Source organism: Candidatus Abawacabacteria bacterium (assembly GCA_016207805.1).
Classification (GTDB): domain Bacteria; phylum Patescibacteriota; class Gracilibacteria; order RBG-16-42-10; family RBG-16-42-10; genus JACQZO01.
The window spans coordinates 1-17,936 of record JACQZO010000013.1 but is presented as its reverse complement, the minus strand read 5'-3'; the positions used below and the strand labels follow the sequence as shown (position 1 = coordinate 17,936).

21 protein-coding genes are annotated in these 17,936 nt (G+C 39.5%); 7 read left to right on the top strand and 14 right to left on the bottom strand.

Annotated elements, in window-relative coordinates:
• Positions 1-106: 106 nt before the first annotated feature.
• Positions 107-250 carry a hypothetical protein gene (locus tag HY817_03530; GenBank protein ID MBI4836308.1) on the bottom strand — a complete coding sequence of 48 codons (144 nt, stop codon included), beginning with the start codon at positions 248-250 and terminating at the stop codon, positions 107-109.
• A gap of 479 nt (positions 251-729) precedes the next feature.
• Between HY817_03530 and HY817_03525 the strand changes: the two genes are divergently transcribed.
• Both HY817_03525 and HY817_03520 read left to right on the top strand, forming a co-directional pair.
• Positions 730-1,068 carry an SET domain-containing protein-lysine N-methyltransferase gene (locus HY817_03525; protein ID MBI4836307.1) on the top strand — a complete coding sequence of 113 codons (339 nt, stop codon included), beginning with the start codon at positions 730-732 and terminating at the stop codon, positions 1,066-1,068.
• 43 nt (positions 1,069-1,111) lie between these two features.
• Positions 1,112-2,914 (top strand): ABC transporter ATP-binding protein, encoded by a 1,803-nt coding sequence (locus HY817_03520; GenBank protein ID MBI4836306.1) that lies wholly within the window; start codon positions 1,112-1,114, stop codon positions 2,912-2,914.
• Between the two features lie 34 nt (positions 2,915-2,948).
• On the opposite strand, the gene HY817_03515 is transcribed toward HY817_03520, so the two are convergent.
• Genes HY817_03515 through HY817_03505 form a run of 3 tightly spaced genes read right to left on the bottom strand, consistent with a single transcriptional unit; the run spans position 2,949 to position 5,006 of the window.
• Positions 2,949-3,563, bottom strand: coding sequence for a hypothetical protein (locus HY817_03515; GenBank protein MBI4836305.1), 615 nt, complete (start codon positions 3,561-3,563; stop codon positions 2,949-2,951).
• A 54-nt stretch (positions 3,564-3,617) separates the two neighbouring features.
• The gene (locus HY817_03510; protein MBI4836304.1) at positions 3,618-4,514 is read right to left on the bottom strand and encodes a transglutaminase domain-containing protein; all 897 of its coding nucleotides are present in this window, start codon (positions 4,512-4,514) and stop codon (positions 3,618-3,620) included.
• A 60-nt stretch (positions 4,515-4,574) separates the two neighbouring features.
• Positions 4,575-5,006, bottom strand: coding sequence for a DUF3592 domain-containing protein (locus tag HY817_03505; GenBank protein ID MBI4836303.1), 432 nt, complete (start codon positions 5,004-5,006; stop codon positions 4,575-4,577).
• 118 nt (positions 5,007-5,124) lie between these two features.
• On the opposite strand from HY817_03505, the gene HY817_03500 reads away from it, so the two are divergent.
• The 4 genes from HY817_03500 to HY817_03485 are packed head-to-tail and all read left to right on the top strand — an operon-like array spanning position 5,125 to position 7,851.
• Positions 5,125-5,823: an HAD family hydrolase gene (locus tag HY817_03500; protein MBI4836302.1), complete on the top strand. Its 699-nt coding sequence runs from the start codon at positions 5,125-5,127 to the stop codon at positions 5,821-5,823.
• A gap of 57 nt (positions 5,824-5,880) precedes the next feature.
• Positions 5,881-6,564 (top strand): hypothetical protein, encoded by a 684-nt coding sequence (locus HY817_03495; protein MBI4836301.1) that lies wholly within the window; start codon positions 5,881-5,883, stop codon positions 6,562-6,564.
• Positions 6,565-6,580: 16 nt separating this feature from the next.
• On the top strand, positions 6,581-7,204 hold the full coding sequence (locus HY817_03490) for a hypothetical protein (GenBank protein MBI4836300.1): 624 nt from the start codon (positions 6,581-6,583) through the stop codon (positions 7,202-7,204).
• A 59-nt stretch (positions 7,205-7,263) separates the two neighbouring features.
• Positions 7,264-7,851: a GerMN domain-containing protein gene (locus HY817_03485; GenBank protein MBI4836299.1), complete on the top strand. Its 588-nt coding sequence runs from the start codon at positions 7,264-7,266 to the stop codon at positions 7,849-7,851.
• Positions 7,852-7,920: 69 nt separating this feature from the next.
• Here the strand turns inward: HY817_03485 and HY817_03480 are convergent, their stop codons facing one another.
• The 9 genes from HY817_03480 to HY817_03440 form a co-directional block, all read right to left on the bottom strand.
• Positions 7,921-9,369, bottom strand: a complete 1,449-nt coding sequence (locus HY817_03480; protein MBI4836298.1) for a DUF4346 domain-containing protein — start codon at positions 9,367-9,369, stop codon at positions 7,921-7,923.
• 55 nt (positions 9,370-9,424) lie between these two features.
• Positions 9,425-9,886: an HIT domain-containing protein gene (locus HY817_03475; protein ID MBI4836297.1), complete on the bottom strand. Its 462-nt coding sequence runs from the start codon at positions 9,884-9,886 to the stop codon at positions 9,425-9,427.
• Between the two features lie 53 nt (positions 9,887-9,939).
• A complete protein-coding gene (locus HY817_03470) occupies positions 9,940-10,866 on the bottom strand; it encodes a pyridoxal phosphate-dependent aminotransferase (GenBank protein ID MBI4836296.1) in 927 nt (308 codons plus the stop codon).
• 51 nt (positions 10,867-10,917) lie between these two features.
• Positions 10,918-11,367 carry a hypothetical protein gene (locus HY817_03465; GenBank protein ID MBI4836295.1) on the bottom strand — a complete coding sequence of 150 codons (450 nt, stop codon included), beginning with the start codon at positions 11,365-11,367 and terminating at the stop codon, positions 10,918-10,920.
• An 11-nt stretch (positions 11,368-11,378) separates the two neighbouring features.
• Positions 11,379-12,200 carry a hypothetical protein gene (locus HY817_03460; protein ID MBI4836294.1) on the bottom strand — a complete coding sequence of 274 codons (822 nt, stop codon included), beginning with the start codon at positions 12,198-12,200 and terminating at the stop codon, positions 11,379-11,381.
• A 20-nt stretch (positions 12,201-12,220) separates the two neighbouring features.
• Complete coding sequence (locus HY817_03455) at positions 12,221-12,748, bottom strand: adenylyltransferase/cytidyltransferase family protein (GenBank protein ID MBI4836293.1); 528 nt, start codon at positions 12,746-12,748, stop codon at positions 12,221-12,223.
• A gap of 80 nt (positions 12,749-12,828) precedes the next feature.
• Positions 12,829-13,473 carry a hypothetical protein gene (locus tag HY817_03450; GenBank protein ID MBI4836292.1) on the bottom strand — a complete coding sequence of 215 codons (645 nt, stop codon included), beginning with the start codon at positions 13,471-13,473 and terminating at the stop codon, positions 12,829-12,831.
• Between the two features lie 79 nt (positions 13,474-13,552).
• Entirely contained in the window at positions 13,553-14,848 is a 1,296-nt protein-coding gene (locus HY817_03445) for an ATP-grasp domain-containing protein (protein ID MBI4836291.1), read from the bottom strand.
• Between the two features lies 1 nt (position 14,849).
• Positions 14,850-15,788, bottom strand: a complete 939-nt coding sequence (locus HY817_03440) for a PLP-dependent lyase/thiolase (GenBank protein MBI4836290.1) — start codon at positions 15,786-15,788, stop codon at positions 14,850-14,852.
• Positions 15,789-15,843: 55 nt separating this feature from the next.
• Here HY817_03440 and HY817_03435 point away from each other — a divergent pair, with 55 nt between their 5' ends.
• A complete protein-coding gene (locus HY817_03435; protein MBI4836289.1) occupies positions 15,844-16,179 on the top strand; it encodes a hypothetical protein in 336 nt (111 codons plus the stop codon).
• Here the strand turns inward: HY817_03435 and HY817_03430 are convergent.
• Positions 16,143-17,555 (bottom strand): hypothetical protein, encoded by a 1,413-nt coding sequence (locus HY817_03430; protein MBI4836288.1) that lies wholly within the window; start codon positions 17,553-17,555, stop codon positions 16,143-16,145. The genes HY817_03435 and HY817_03430 overlap by 37 nt on opposite strands.
• Positions 17,556-17,936 lie beyond the last annotated feature (381 nt).

Below are 17,936 nucleotides of genomic sequence, written 5' to 3'. Positions count from 1 at the left end.
TTTTCCATATAAAAAGACGTTGGGAAAAAGATTCCTTTTCAGACAAAAAAAAGCAGAGAAGAATTTCTCTGCTTTTTCAATGAAGAATCTATTGATCCATTCACGCTTATCTTTTTTTCGCCTTAACCTTCTTAGCTTTTTTAGCAGGTGCCTTTTTCTTAGCTACCTTTTTTGCTGGCTTTTTAGCAACCTTTGATTTTTTTGCTGAGGACTTACCTTTAGCACCTGTCTTTTTAGCTGAAGCAGCCATAAAGAGAAAATTAAAAATTATTTTGAAACTCTTTCGCAGAGATCAAAAAAATTATACATAGCTCTGCATGGTGAGCAATTTTTATTGCAAACTTACACTATACTTAATACTCAAAATACAAACTTTATCTATTCTTGATTTCTTGCTAGTTAGTCCTTCATGTTCATTTAATCAGTTAGATAGCCTCATTACTCGACAAAATATTGCTGGGCTTCCCCTCATCATATTGAGTAAGAGACGCAAATAATTTTGCTTATCAGTCTTGGAATACTATAGTAGTGGCAATGTTTATTTAATCTATGGAAGATCTCCACAGACATTGGTCCCATCGTTGGCTTACCCCGAAAGCAAAAGCTTTTAATTCGCCAATACAAGGAATAGGTATTATCGCTACCGAAAAAATAGAGAAAGATGAAGTGGTGGGAGTGCTGGGTGGAGTTATTGTTCATATTGCTGAAATTCTCAATTACCGACAAAAAATGGGGCATATCGGTATCCAAATTGATGATCAATTTTTTATTGTGCCTACCACTAGAGATGAGCTTCTCATACAAGGTACTTTTAACCATTCATGTTCACCTAATACCGGGCTTTCAGGCTCTATTGTGATAGTGGCAATGCGCGACATTGCACCAGGAGAAGAATTAGCTTTTGATTATGCCATCTCAGAGACTTTCTTTTCTTCCTTTGAGTGTCATTGTGGCTCAAGCAATTGTCGAAAAGTGATCACTAGCACTGATTGGCAAATCCCTGCTCTGCAAGAAAAGTATGGTCAATATTATTCACCTTATTTACGAGTGAAGTTGCCTAGGGCCTAGTATCACAAGTGATTATTTCTGAACACTAAAATAGCTGCTTATTATGGAAATTAGTTTGCCCAATACCTCGCCCAGTTTTTGGGAAATTCTGCGGGCGCTGCCAATATTTTTGCAGTTTTTGAAAAGTGTCGACAAATGGCGCTTTTGGGCCATGTTCATTGATGGTGCGATTAGAGGTTTGCTTTCCTGGGGACTGGTGATGGCGCTCAACTCATTGGCTCAAGTATTACAACAACCAATTTCATTGAACCAAGTTTATCTATGGACTTTCTTAGCAGTTATTATTAGTGGCATTTTAGCTTTATTGAATTCTATTAGTTTAGTTATTCGTGACGTTTTTCGGCACAAAATAGAGGTAGCGTTGAATCAGCTCAATATGAACAAGATGATGAAAGTAAGTTTATCTACCTTGGAGAATGCTCAATTTCAATCTTTGGCACATCTTTATCAGCAATATAAAAAGTGGATGATGGACTTAATTATGGCCTTTACCGGTATTGTCTACGAAGGCCTAGAAGTGTTGGGTATTTTGGTGGGAATATGGGTATTTCCTTGGCAGGTAATGGTGGTAGTAATACTTTCATTAGTAATTAAGTTTTCTTTAGGCTCACAGGTAGGTGTCAGTAGCTGGACTTTAATGAATGTTCAGTCACGCAGAGGACTACGCGCATTATATTATTCAGATATTTTCAATCATGTTCCAACAGCGATGGAAGCCCGATTATTTGGTTTTGCCAAAACTTTTTCTAGCAGATGGAATAAACATATCGATGCTTTATTAAAAGAGCGCATGCGGGTGACATGGCATTCGGGTATCGCCCTTAGTATTGGTGACGCTATTCAAATCATTGGCCTATTACTTGGCTGTTATTTGATTTTATCTTCTGGACAGGCATTAATCGTAGTCAGCATTATGCCCTTTATAGTCAGTTATCAACGCTTCCAATCTGTCGGGAGCAGATTTTTTGGCGACTGCTTATGGTTTTTGGAATGTGCCCCTATGCTTTTTGTTTTCCGTAATTTTCAAGCAATACCTGAAGTCACTGAAAAATCAGTAAACTCATCGGTACTAATGAGGAAGCCACTTACCATCACCTTTGAGGATGTTTGTTTTCGTTATCCCAATAGTGAGCAGGATGCTTTACATGGACTTAACTTTCATTTTGTCGAAGGCGAGAAATTAGCTTTGGTTGGGAGCAATGGTGCTGGTAAGTCGACTTTAGTAAAATTATTGTTAGGCTTATATGAACCGACTAGTGGGCACATTTTGATCAACAATATACCATTGCAGACTATTTCTCTTCAGCAATGGCGGAGTATGCTATCGGTAATGTTTCAACAAGTATCTAGCTATGATGATACTATTAAAGAGCAGGTACATTATGGTTCACTGGGCACTGAATTTGATGAAAAGCGTTTTACAAAAGTACTGAAAGTAAGTGGTGCCTCTTCATTTGTTACCGATTTACCTAGAGGTGCTGAAACACATATTGGCAAAGAATATTCCATGCCCGAAGACCAGGGGGTAGAGCTTTCGGGTGGACAGAGACAAATGTTAGCTATTGCCCGTGCTTTGTATCGAAAAGCTCGTTTCTATATATTTGATGAACCCACTTCAGCTGTGGATGCTGAAAAAGAAGAGAACTTTTTTGCCGCCTTGCCAGACGCAGTGGGCAATGCAGGCCTTCTATTCATATCGCATCGTTTTTCTACCCTACGAAGAGCCCAAAAAATATTAGTTATGGAGTCGGGAAAAATTATTGAATCCGGCTCTCATGATCAATTGCTGAAGCAAAAGGGGCGTTATCATGAACTGTTTTCATTACAAGCAAAAATGTATAATTAAAAGAACTGCTAATTTGTTATCTGACTACATTTACTTAAAATCCGTATTTATCCCGAAAGAAGTTTTCACCATCTTGATGCCAATCAAAATGGATATTAGCTTCTTTATTGAGTAATTTAATATAATCAAAAAATTGCTCATCACTGAAAAGTGATAAGTTAAGTTCTTGGCATAAATTTTGTATCGACTTTTGTACCGTTTCTTTGTCCCCGCCTTCATCAGCCAAAATTTCTGCTTCAAAGAAATAACTATGGCCCGCTTTATCGACCAAAGAAAACTCTACTCCTTTATATTCATACTTTGAGGTAATACTTTCACTCACAATCGCCTCGGTATAACCAAGGGTGGCACAGACGGCGATCAAGTTAGAAAATTCACCCCTTTTTATTTGCACAGCAACTTCTTTACGAATATCGCTGCCTCGCCATTTACCAACTTTAATTACCAGTTCTGGCTCACCATCCGTGATGCGCGCACGGATATCCAGGTCTGACGCCATATCTTTATCTTCAGAGCGCAAAATCGTGTAACAAACTGATAAACGACGACTTTTCCCTTTGAAGATAGCGTTGGTATGAAAGAAATTATTTAGCTTTTGGAACTTCTCTTTAGTCAGGGGCCCACGCACTTCAATTTCAACTTTCGCCATATAAAAAAGTAATTGCTTTGAGCATAGCACTAATATAAGTAGGGACAAAAATTACTAAAGCAGACCACCGTATAGAATTCTAAATTCTTTATCATTCTCCCAGATATCTTTTAAGGCGGCGAAATTTTTCTCTGGTTCACACAGTAAAATTGCTAAATCATCAATCTTTTTTAACTTTTCTGGCAAAAGATTAGCTAATTGTACTGAGCTGCCAAATAATGGCCCATGAATATAAAGAATTTCTTGATTCATTAAACAATGAAAATCGTAAAAGAATGACCACAGCAGAACCAAGGCACCCCGTTCTGGCTTCGCATTCCAAAAGCGCAGTGGATCAATAGTTTGTTTGCGTAGTCCCAACCAAGCGGGTGCGGGAAAATCAAACTTACCAGCAGGCATATCATAGGGATCAAAGTCTTCTGCCAAACTGAGGCTGCCATCGACATCAATAATTACCCACCGTTTTTCTTTTTCATGCCAATACTCATTGAGCCAATGGTCACAACTAATATTCATTTGGTGACAAAAGGAAAAATAAGGGGCATGCCCGGCTCTGACTCTGGCTGGAATTCCTTTCGCTTTCAAAATACTAGCCATTAAAATGGCTACATATCGACAAGTTACCACTAATTTATTTTCTACCGCTCTATCAGCCACAATTCCTCTGGGATCTCGGCGATAGAGCTCGGCAAGCATGGCACTAGCTGTGGTAAGTACATCATCTTCAGGCTGACGATACCAAGGCATTCTAGTCATATCACCAAAGCGCAGATCAGTATTTTCAAGCTGATTACCTTCAATCAAGGAAGTACGATGAACTAAGCTGCCACGCACTAATTTACCAATTTCTCGAATATCATCGGGCAAATTCTTTTGTAAATCTTCCTGGTATTTGCCTGGAAAAGTAAACAAACCAAAAGAACGATAATGATCCCATACAGCTTGTTGCATAAAAAAGTTGCTTACTAACCAAAGGCTAAGTTAATAAAATTTTATTCACAAGGTGAGTAATCAATGATTTTTGCGTGAACTTTCCTGTTTTAGAAAAAAGCTAAAAAGCAAAGAAAAACCGACACACATCACTGAGACCATAGCTAGCAGAAAAGGAATCAGGTATAGCTCTCCCCAACTGAGCAAAACTGCTTTTTCAGGATAAGACAAATCGTAAGCCACTTTTACTATATCGTTGGTTTCATATTCTGAAGCATCATAACTAGTAAAGGGCTGAAATGTTCTGGTCACACCCAAAGCGTCTTGAAATTGTACCGTAGGCACATAGGTAGGATCACCCGAACCATCAAATTGTAAATCCACAGCTACGACTTTTCCTTCTGTATGCACTGCTCCCAAGAGAAAGAGCTGCGTATGGACATAGCAGCCTATGCTTATCAGTATCCCAATACTACCTAAGATAATTAGCGCTTTCAGCCACCAAGTTTTCATACTATGAAATTACAGAGTCAGATTAAAGCTACCGCAATACCAAAGCAAATTATTTTTGGGTCGTTTGGCTAGTAATGATTTTCCTGTGCTATATTGGGGCAAATTAACGGGCGTCCCCATGGAACACAGTGGCAAAATGGTTGTTCGAGAACAAGATCGTGAAGGGATGAATCCGGAAAAGTTTGGTTTTGGCTTGCGAGTGATGGTTCGTGGCGTGCTTCGCGATCATATCAGTGCCTATGTTGATAGCGTAGTAGATATTGATCCTAGAGCTTTGACTGCTTTAACAGGTAAGCCGGTAGATAATCTTTTGCTCGATGTAGATGGCTGTTTGGCTGTTCCTGAGGGAGATATTTTGGCTAGCAGTTTGGCCTGGGTCGATAACTTACGATCTCGCGGCATTCATTTCGGGGTATATTCTAATCATTTATCAGGAGCACGCTTGGCTCCCCTCGAAGCAGTACGCCATATTCCTGTATATAAGGGCACCATATCTAAGCCTGATCCACGAGGATTCTTGGATGCTTGTAGAATCATGGGATTTGTACCTGAACGAACCTGGATGGTAGGAGACAATCCCAATACTGATGGTGGTGGTGCCAGAGTATTAGGCGGTTTTGTTTTAGTTAAGGCAATTGCTCGAGATAAGCGAAGGCTCAGTCCTTGGAAAACTGTTAAGGCGCCATTTCAAGATAGTTCTAGAGCATTTGCCGTGTGGCGTTCCACGTATCAGAATCCTAAACTAATCACTAGCACCACTATTAAAGCTTGGCTATCTTCTCATGGCCAAGAAGATTTGCAGCATCTTAGCGCTTAGGCAAATCACTTGCTTGGTCACAAAACAACGGTTACAGTGGGGTACTAAATTTATTTTGTGGATGGTCCAGGTGGCATTGATTATTTAGACTGGCGACAACCTTTGAAAGTCTGGCTCGGCAAAACTTTTGCTCCAGGGCAAATCATCACGCCGCCACATTGGGATTTTAGCACCGAACAACAAGGCCATTTTTTAGAAACATTTATTGTGTCAGATAATTTAGATAGCACTCAAGAACAGACAGACCAGGCCGAAGAAAATGAGGATGAGACCGACAATAGAGCAGAAGCGTTAGAAAATAGAAAGTCACCAGGCTTCCCAGCAGATGCATATAATGTTATTGAATCTTTAGCTAGCCACAAAAGAGACGCGATCCGTGCTGACATCCAGGATATACTACATCCTTCTTATCGAGGCAAAGAACTAGATATATTACCAATAGAAGTAGTAATGGAAATGCTTCACAGAGCACTTGCTTTTAGAGTATTTCCTCCTGCTTTAGTAAATAGTCCCCTGCATCGAGAACAAATTGCAGAAACAATAAGTATGTATGCTCATTGGCAGACTCGCAGTGATATGGCATTTAGTTGCAGTGCCTATAGTACTTGCTTAGATTTAACTACCATTTTGCGGACGCCACAGTTGAAAGCTTTATATGATAAGCACCTGCGTGAAAGACGCGAAAGCATTATTCGTGCTCATCGGGCAGCATTACAAACACTGAAAACTGCTCAAAATTAATTCTTGTTTTATTGTTATGAAAAAAAATTCTAAAAGTTGGTTGGCAGTTGAAGATACAGCTCATGCTTATAGCCATCATTTATTTAGTCGCCGACAAGCAAGAGGTTATTTGGACAGCATGATAGCAAGCAGCTCATTGACTATCCTGGCAACCACAGATACTGCTGCGCTTTGGTCTAGAACACTTGCAGACATAGATAAAGGTAGGTTTCCTAGGAATACTTTTAAATATTTACAAAGCCTGGATGCTGCCAAGCAAGAAGTATGGCGACAAAAAGTCAATGCGGTTTTATTGAAAAAAGATCTTTTAGGTGAAAGAGACGAAATCATTCCGGTAGAGATATTGCTCTATTTACTAAGCAAAGCACGTGCTCCGCATTGGCTACCAGTAGATAACCTGCAAACTAAAAAACAGGGAATTGATGTCCAGGAACTGCTAGAAGTTTTGCCTCAATGGGGTCTATCAGCTGCAGTAACTCAACGCTACACTCCTCATGAAATTTGTGTGAAGCTCGCTGATATAGCACGGCTACCACAAATGAAGGATGCATTACTTACGGAAGTTTCTGAAAAACGCGCATGGCTAAGAAGAGTTTTTCCCCCAACCACAACTCCGACGACTGTCCAACTACTTACTTAGTTACTACTTTGCATTTTGCTCTCTCACTGGCACAATAAATAAGCCTTGATCTTTATAATATGAAAAAGTTTAGTCTTCTTGCCTTAGTAGTATTATTAAGTAGTTGCAGCATAGCTCCTATGATGTCGCCCACTGCAACTCCGATAGCATCATGTGATACTGCTACGCCTGGCACACCGATAATGGCAGGTTGTAAACCAATGGTATCTCCAGCTCCCACCATTACTCCTGTAACCACCGTGCAAATTGCTTTAGTTGATGCATCTGGCACTGCTACCGGTCCAAGTTCTTTCGGCTGTGGAGACAGTATCGTAATGGTCAATCGTACGGTCAGTACCACAACTCCATTAAAGACAGCGATAGAAGAACTTTTGAGTGTGAACACTTATAACTATGGCATGTCTGGACTCATTACTGCACTAGCCACAAATAGCCTAACGGTAAGCAATGTCACTATGATTGGCACCATGGCAAAAGTAGAACTCAGTGGTAGCTTAACTTTTGGCGGCACCTGTGACGTCCCTCGCGTCAAAGAACAAATGGATAAAACTATCAAGCAATTCCCCTCAGTAAGTACTTATGAGATTTGGCTCAATGGTACGAAACATAACTGGGACTGTTTGTTTGATGCCAGTACTAGCTGTTGAGCAAGAGCAAAGAGCAAAATGAACTGTTTAAATAACAGCGCTTTTGCTCGATACTTTGCTTATTGCCAATTATTGTAAGTAGCGATCTTGGATATAGCCTTTACCTTCCTTAATCGCTATCTCTGCTTTTTGCAACTCAGAACCGATATAGAGTCCATGTGAGACTTGCGACACAACTTCTGACAACACTAGTTTATTGTAGAGCTTCATAGTGGCACTTTCATCTTTACCATTATGACGAAACTCTTGGATTGGCTTACCATTGGGTGAAAGATGCTTAGCTACAATTTCTTCACCTTCAGTGCTGATTACCACATGCCCACGAGGGTCAGATGAACAATCTAGGCCTTGACCATATTTGTCTATAAGTTCTTGGACTAATTTCCAATTATTATCATAAATATGGGCACAGTTTGAAAGAATGGTCAGATTTCCTAGTTCCCAACCTAATTTACCCGCAATATATTTTTGTAATGTTCTTAAACCAAAAGCATTGAGCAACCAGCCACCGAAAATATCATGCGAACGGAAATAAGCGGTAAGATCTAATTTGCCCTCAACATTTGTTGCCTGTACAAAGGTCATACAGGGAGCCGTTTTTGCTTTATGATCAGCAATATTGAAAATAGTAGCGCAAGCTGCACGGTCTGTGGGATAGCGAGTTAAATAGTCCACAATTACATCATCCACCTGATTAGTAATTTGACCATCAATGCCTAGATGAGGAAAATTCCAGAGACGTTCACCATAGGTATAGTCTGCAGTCCCCTTTTCTCCAGTCATAAACTTGGGTAGGTACTCCGCAATATCTTCTTGGGTAATTTGATAATATGGGAACATTTTAAAGTTATCAGGATCTTCATCAGTAATTACTGAAGCAATATTAAACAACTCTTTACAATTATTCCCGTAAAAAGATTCTCGCACTGTGCCAAATTTCATAATTAGCTTGAGCACTTCAAGCCAAGCCATACCGATAAATTTACGGCGTATTTTGAAAATAGATTGATCGCTCGGCATCACCCCATCAAATTCAATTTTGGGCTCAGGGAATACTTGAGATTCTCCCCACAAACCACTTTGCGATGCTTGGTATGCTTTCAGAGCAGTGACAACATCTTCGGGGTTATAATTACCGATCATATTGCACACTTTCACATTTTTGCGAAAAGTTTCGATAGCATCTAAAGGAATTTCTTTATGAATCTGGGCATATTCAGTTTCCAGCACATTATTTTCTGCATCTATGCCCTTTTCCAAAAACTTGACCAATGCTGCACCACTACCATTTCGTTCTTCACCGCACACGATCAAGTAGCGAATATTAGGATTAGCTAAAACATTACGCAGAATAAAATTGATTCCTTCTTTAGAATACAACTGTCCAGCCAAGGAAAAGAGCGATTTATCTATTGGATCCACAATTCTACTGACCGGAGTCCACAAAGTGACAATCCCAACTTCAGATTTTTCGTCACCAATAATTAGCTTATCTTTGAAATATATTGGCCAATCCATAGAGAAAAGTTAACAATTGGCTGCAGTGTAGCAAAACACTATCCAAATGGAAATTTTAGCCAATAGGAAAATCTACTGGTACAGAACTGCCCGTCTGATCTAAATTGGGCGATATTATATGTACATGTATATGACGCACTGTAGACCCAGCGTTAATCCCAAAACGCATGTTCATAGCACCACTATCAATGCCCTTATTAGTCATAACCCAACGAAGCAATTCTCTTATAGCCATCATATCGTCAACTTCTAATTCCAGTGGACTCACTATATGCCTATCAGGAATGAGCAAAGCATGTACAGGCACAATAGTGTCTAATCTATCTTTATATGGACGTATCGAATCAGTGACAAACCAGCCGCAGGCATGATTGAGTATAACCCTTTTATCTCTTTCTAGACCGGCAGGACAAAAGGGACAGATTCCTTCTTCCTCATATTCTTTTAGGGAAGCAGCATATTCAGTATCAGCATATCTTGGATCAACTAGAGTACCAACGTTACCTTCTCGCATCATAGAAATTAAAAGTATTAAAGAATTATATTGCACTGATTAGGATGCTTCACAATTTATTCTGAAAGCACTTTCAGAAACTTCTTAATTTTGCTCAGCGGTTCACCTAAATGTACTCGGAGAAAATTACCGGGGCACTTCAAGTCGTAATTAGTTTTGACTAGGATGTCTGCTCGAGCAAGTTTTCGAGCAAAATCAACTATAGGAACTTTTCGTACATGTAGAGCGCCAAAATTAGTATTGGAATCAAACCAACAGAATTCATCATGCTTATCCGCCCAACCTTTAATCAATTTATTGTTTGCTTCAATAAGCTTTATTGTCTTTTGAGCATAGTCACGAGAACTAATTACTCGCATCACTTTTTTTAACGAATGCGCTGAAGGCGCATGAGCATAGGGATGAAAAGGCACCATCACACAAGGCATAAACATATAACCGATTCTTTCATTAACTAAATTATGTGACTTTGAAAATGAGCCGATTACAATAATGCGTTTATCAGCACCATATTTTCTAAAAAAAATATTAGAAAAAGGTTTATCTGTCAGTAATGTTTGATCAAACACACATACTTGCTCAGAAGTTAAAGCGGTCAGAATATCTATTACTTCATGTTCACTGTAACTTTGGCCTAAAGGATTATTAGGAAGTGAAATATATACAAGTTGAGGCCTTCTATTTCTAATGATTTCACAAAATGCATTTATATCATTTTGCTGATCATTCTTGGTGGCAGCAATCACGAGTTGACATTGATGCAAATCAGCAAAGTTAAAGATATCGAAGTACTCAAACGGCATGATAGCTAAAGTGTATTTGGAAAAGTGAGAAAATACAGCATGTAAAGCCCCAGTTGCTCCGCAAGTGATAATAATTTGCGGTTCGGGCACATCAAAATAAGCAGCAAATACATTTCTCCCTTCTTGCATCAAATTAGTATATTTGACATAAGTATTTTCTGTGCGTAAATCAATAGTCATAAAACTAGCAAGGCTTGCGCGAATCTAATCTTTCTTATGATCAGTGTCAAACTAACCAATCGGGAAGTATACAGGAACGGCCTGTTGTTTCTTGGAATCAAGTATTGGCACAATAAAATGCATGTGTAAGTGTCTAACAGTAGCTCCTGTGTAGGAAGAATCACCAAAACGGAACGTCAATCCTCCACCCTTAATCTTATATTTTTTGGTGAGCCAATTAGCTAGTATTCGAACTGCATGAAAATCTGCATCATTAATTTCAGCGAAATTTTCTTTATGTGCTTTTGAAATAAAAATAAAATGATGCTTGGTATTCGCATAGGGCCAAGAGTTTTCAGTTACACACCAGCCCTTGTAGCGCCGCAAAATAGGCTTCTTATGATACTTAAAATTATCAGGACAAAAAGGACACTTGTCAGTTTTAATGATGCTTTCTAACGTATCTTTGTAATCGCCGGTTTTGGCATAACGGGTATCAATACCAGCTTTATTTTTTGCCATAAACTATTCGTTTAAAGAGGCACTTTAATCAATTCCACACCTTGAGATTTCATAACTCGTTCACCATCAAAGTTTGACCAACCACCACTATAAAAACATTTCTTTATTCCTGATGCTGCAATTAATTTGGCGCATGGTGGACAAGGGAAAACAGTTACATAAATAGATGTTCCTGCTAATCCAACACCATCACGAGCAGCTTGGGCTATTACATACGCTTCAGAATGTATTGCAGAACATATTTCTGGCTTCTCGCCTGGTTTTAATTGATCACGAATACAACCAATACGATAACACTCATCTTTATTAGGCAACATTTGATTACAACTAGAAAAAGCCACTTTACCATCTTTCACCAAAACTGAACCGACTTGGCGCCAAAAGCAACCGCTATGAGCTGTTTCTGCAGAAGCCATTTTCATAAACTGCATATCTTCTTCAGTGTAAACTTTGGTAGCCTCTACCTGAGCATCATCTGCAGAAAAAACATTTTTGGTTTCGTGATAGAAAAAGCCTGTTTCTGATATCACATCTTTGTGCTCAGCTAAATACCTCTTTTTAAATTCATCGATAGTATCATCACTAATTAAAACCACTTTGTCCGCATCTTGTACTTCAGCGACATTAGCTTTGCCAATAATAGAAACAGGGCGACCAAGCGTGGCGAGAAGAAGCTTCATTTGCTCTGCAGGCATCTTTCTAAGGTCAGTCTCTAATATATATAACTCATTTGCCAAGTCATCATCCAAAATGGCGATACTAGCTTCGGGGTATTTATTAATAATTGTGAGATACCCCTTGTGTAAGATACTAAAGGCTCCAAGTATTAACATAATTAACTGATAATTAGAATCTATTTCCCTTCGACCATTGCCTTCAATTCAGCCAAATGAGTTTTGATCGCTTTTTCAATGATCTTAGTAGTAGAAGTATTTTCTGCCTGACGAGGAAGCTCTACCAGCTCAGTTACATATTGTTTGATTTCTTTTCTTTGCTGTTCGGGATAACTCTCCGTAATACAGACGAACACATCAGGTTGAATAGTTTTAATGAGTTCATACTGCCATTTTCCTTGATCATCAATATCGTCAATCAAGGTCGCATAATCTACACAATCTTGATAAGAAAGCATTTCCAATCGTTCTTCTTGAGGGATAATAGGACGTAAAGGATTTTTATAAATTTTGATACCACGATCAGAATCAGCTCCCACAACCAAAAGATCTCCACAGCTGCGAGCTCTATTTAAATAACGCAAATGCCCAATATGCAGCATATCCCAGGAACCAATAGTGCAAACAATTCGCTTTTTCTGAATTTTGTGCACCTCAATAAGCTCTCGTAGCTGATCAAGATCTAAAATGATTTTATTCGCTGCCATAAAAATTACTAAGAAATTCCTGAGCAGCTTAGCATTAGGCATTTAAAAATCAAAACCACCATGTAATTTGTATTATTGAATTAACGCAATATCTTTTCTGCCGCTCTCCTCTTCAGCTCATCAATATTGAGCTCTTCTAACTTATAACCAAAGGCTGTAAGTTTTTGAACGAGAGCATCCAATGCTTGTGGAGTGCCCGCTACCAAAGCCAACTTTATTGCTTGCTGCTCAGCCACATTAGCGGTCTGAAAAAAAGTGACAATTATTTCTACTACTGGTGCCAGAGCATCGTCTTGATATTGGGCCTGCTTCGTGGGTATGGCTGTTTCCAGTTTTCCTTCTGCTGCTAAATCAATAATCTTTTTGGCCGCCACTTTTTTGAGATTGCCCAATACATGTGGCAATTCACGGTTTTGTCCTTGTAAATGAGCTTCTACCAATAGCAAAACATCATCAAGAGCATGATCATCGCCAGACTCTAAAGCCTTCAATATTCTCGTCTGCTCCACTTCATCCAAGAGTTTATACTCATGCATAATTACATTCATGATGCGGTTATATTCATCTTGAATATGTTGGCCATATTGTTGCCATTGGCTTGGTTGCACACCATATTCACTAGCCTTTTCCATGACACCGGGAGGAATCGCTCCCGCTTCTGAAGGTTTTTGTCCTTGGACATCATGGCCTTTCTCTAAGCCAATAGGATTTTCGATATCTGCCATAAACAATTACGAATTACGAATTACGAATTACGAATGGAAAAGGTTGAAGTGGTTCTATTCCATTGTTTATCGCAAATTGCTAATTAAGCAGGGCCATTTTAACTAAATCAGCTATTTTTGCTAGCTCTTTATCTACCGATCCTTTTTGCGTGGCGCTACGATGAGTGACAATAGTAGCGAATTCGCCATCGGGATGAATCACACTGTCTTTTCCTTTAGCGATAATTAAGTATTCATTGTCTGCTTTCAAGTCCTTGAGCAAAACACTTTCTTGTTTTAATAACAAAGTATCTTTTTGGCATGTATATATACCTGGAGTGAACTTTTTGCTAATTATTTGATTGTCCTCAGTGATATTGCGTAGCAGTAATGAAGTGTAGAGCAATGGTCGCATCCATTGCACTTTCTTTTCTTTTTCATCTAGGAATTGCTGCCAAAAAGAATGCTTCAATTGTAAATTTTGTGCTTGCGTAAATATGCTAATAGAGGCCGTGAATCTAGGATTTATTTCCAATACCGTCACCGCATCACGAACAGATACAACAAAATCAACACCAAACCATCCCCAGAAACCGGCCTTATGTAAGACTTTTGCTAGCGATTGAATCACTTTTTCTATTTTCGTTAGCGTAGGCTTTTTAAACTTTTGGGCACCAGTCATATCCAAACCGCAAGTACCCCCAGGATAACGAGTGAAACGCTCATCACCGGTAATTTGCAGCATAGGATAGCTACATAGTGCCTTGCCTTTGGTTGAGAGCAGGCAGTTCACTGTATAGACAGTCCCCTCTAAAAAAGGTGAGACCTTCACCAAGGGATTCACTCCAATAGAGCTGGTTAACTTTTTCCATTCTTTTTCATTGTTAACAAAGTAGGTGCTATTCCCAGCCATACCATGAGGCTTTTGTACTACTAGGTTTTTTGCTGCCAATAATTTGGCCACGGCACGATAAGATAAAGACCTCAACGTAGCAGTCCGTGATTGTTTGACGGGAATTTTTTCTTTCGCTAAGGCTGCCGCCGAACGACTTTTATCTTCCCAAAATCGATTGAGTTTATAAGAAGGCATCAGTACTTGTGCTTCTAGCTTCTCAGCCAAGAGCGTAAATGGGGGGGAAATTTTGAAAGTAAGTAGCTTTCTTTTCTTGACAGGAACCTCCAAGACTAGCTTTTGCACTGCTGATAAACGAAGTAAACCCGGAGCATTGTAAGAAGTTTTTTTGCCCTCTTCTTCAGCACACCACACTTCAATCCCCTGCTTACGTAATAGAGCAATAGCTGGATGCTCATGTCCGGTGATAATCATCATCGGTTCGGAAACAATATCCGCCAAACCAATTGCATAACGGATTTCAGGCACTATGTAGAAGACCATATTATAAAGAGTAATTCTTTACTAAAGCTGCCAAAGATTGATACATCGGCATAGTAGCCGTTTCCCCCGAGACTGGCCATATTCTGCCGGTAAATAGCACTATCGTCTTGCCTAGTTTTTGCTTATTTTGCTCATATACTTGGTATGCAGTATTACCTTCAAATGATGTGAGCTGTTGCCCATTGTATACTGGAGACGATACCAATATTTCGCTCTTAGATTCGGCAACAACAGTTACCAATTGGCGCCTGCGCTCTGGACTCAAATGACCAGCTGGATAGTTTTCTAAAAGTACTGGATAAAGGCGCGGTAAAGATTTTATTAAGCCTTGTTGTTGCAATAAACTAAAGGCTCTATGCATGCCCAAGACATTACCCCCACTAGTGGTGACCGAAACAATTGCGTATTGATCTGACAAATCAGGCATTTGCTCAAACAGTTCAAATCCCAGAGAACTAAGACCAATAATGGCGTCTTCACTTTGCGATGGTCGCAAATCTATGAATTCTTTTTGCTTTACCAAAGCACGAGTCAAATTTGGTGCCACCGACGACATAATTACATGTCCCACGGTAGAAAGATTCTGCAGATAGTGTAACTTTGCAGCATCGATATGACTTGAAACTATGGCGAAACTTTGCAGGCTGGGAGTAAGCGATAGAAAAGCAATGGCAGCATTTCCTGATGAAGAGAGCACAAAACGTTGGTGACCAGCAGCTGTTAACACACTTAATTGGTAGGCCAAACTTCTCCCTTTATGTGAGCCCAAGGGATGTTCATCTTCATGTTTAATCCACAATGTATCATAGCGTTGTTCTAGAGCTGTAAACTCTTTTCTCTGATCACTAATTAGTAGCGCATCATCAGATAGATGGTGAGGATAAAGTGCCTGATAGCGCCATATGTCAAAGCGTCGCTTATTAATACCAGAAAACAGCATTTGCATTTTATCTAAAAATGGGTAAAGTGGGGTACGATTTGGTAACCTTTTGCTTATGTCTTTCTTTGATGCTAATTACCGTGTAGTCCTCGGCAACGATGACGATGATGATATTGGCTTTGATGATGAAGAGGTTGATGTAGAAGAACAAGAACCCAAGAAAACGGCCAAGAAAGCTCGTGTCGGTGATGAAGAGGAAGAGGATGGTGACAATGAGGATATTATCACTTGTCCCATGTGTGGTGAAGAACTCACCGTAGCGAAAGACGAATTATTTGAGGGCGCACGGATTATTTGCGACTCCGATGCGGGTTGTATGGTAGAGCTAGAGATTTCTGGTTTTGATAAAGAGAATCATCCTAAATTTAAAGTGGTGGAGGACGAAAAATAATCTTGGGCTAGTTTCTCTAACGATTTACCTGCTAAGAATTTGGTATAAAAAGCCTCACCACCTGGAGATACGAGGATTGTGGTGGGGCTTTTTTGTTGACTAAGAAATGTTTGTGCCGCTGCTAACGCATCTTCTAAGGTAGGCACCAATTGCGCTGACAGATGGGCTAATTTTGCTCTAATGGTGCCTGGTAAAATAGCTACTTGAATATTTGTTAGTGCCTGAATAGTTTTTACTAGCTCATCCCAACTTGTTTGCGGGATATTTTTATCATCTCCCCCCATAATGAGAAAAAGTGGCTCTTTAGCAAAGGTGCGCACGGCCATCGTAGTGGCAGTGGGAGTAGTAGCAATGCTGTCGTTAATTACCTTCACTTGTTCAGTTTTAAATATACTCTCTTGACGTTTCTCTACTCCAGGAAATAAAGTTAAGGCATTTTGAAATACACTATCATTAATCTCCAGTGATTTCGCAATTTGATAAACTATCGCCACATTGGTGAGGTTATGCTCGCCTACCAAAGTATCGGGCAAAGTAAATGTACTTTTAATATAATCAATCTTTTCTGTTGTGATTACTAAAGCCTGTTTTTCCTGGGCCCAATCAGCTAACACAGCATCATTATTACCCACGATTAACAAATCCTGCTTGGTCTGCTTTTCGGCAATACGCATTTTAGTAGCACGATAGTCGGCGAAATCAGCATGCTCATCTAAATGATTAGGATAGACATTAGTTATCACTGCAATAGTAGGGCTTTTTTCTAATGATTGCTTTAGCTGACGGTTACTAATTTCTAAGACTAAAATATCTTCTGCCCCAATCGTACCTTGAGTAATCTTTTCTAGTATTTGTTCGCTATGTCTATCATTGCCAGAGGTATACACTTTTTTATTAGCTGTTTTTAATACATGGGCCATCAAACGAGTAACTGTTGTCTTGCCATGGGTACCAGTAATACCAATAGTTTTCCCCGGGAAAAGTTGTAAATACAGATCAATCATACTGGAAACGGGTATAGCACCAGCATTTACAATGTCACCCAATTTGGGAAAATTAAATGCATATCGATACCAAGCCTGATTGATAAATAATAATTCTGCCTGCTCAATCCCCTCTAGATAAGAATCTTTAAAGTGTATCGGGTAAGGCAATGATCGCATTTTTTGCCATAAGTCGATGCTATCTTGCACACCAGTATGAAAAGTACGAAAGCGTTTAGGAAATTCTTTCTTTTCACAAAAGTCATGCAGGGTAACATTTTTGGCTCCCAGGGAAAATAAAAAGCGCGCAATCACCGATCCTTCCACCGCCACTGCGCCTATTATATGAATATTAGCCGAAGAATTATGAAATGTAGCTAAGGAAATTTTCATGAAAAAGAAATTAGCCCGATGGCAGTGTACAACGAAAGCTTAAGATGCAAAATCGCAGAGAAAATCTAGAAGCTAAAATCTAGAATTTGCATTGGGGCTCAAAAGAGCAAAACAAGGTAAAGGCAAAAAATCAGCTAGGACAAGGCTGTTAGCGGAGACACATTGGCTGGCATTAACACAGGTATTGAGTGTTTTTGCTGGGTGACCATGCATGACAAAGTAGCCAGGTCAGAACCTCTTCCTCCATTGTCATATACAGGAAGAGCCAAGAAGAAATGACATCTTGTTGGTGAGAAAGTAAGATTGGGGAAGGAGAGGAGAAGCTTGTTGTCATAGGACAAAGATCCTCTCGGTATGCATACAACCTTCTCCTTCTCCAAT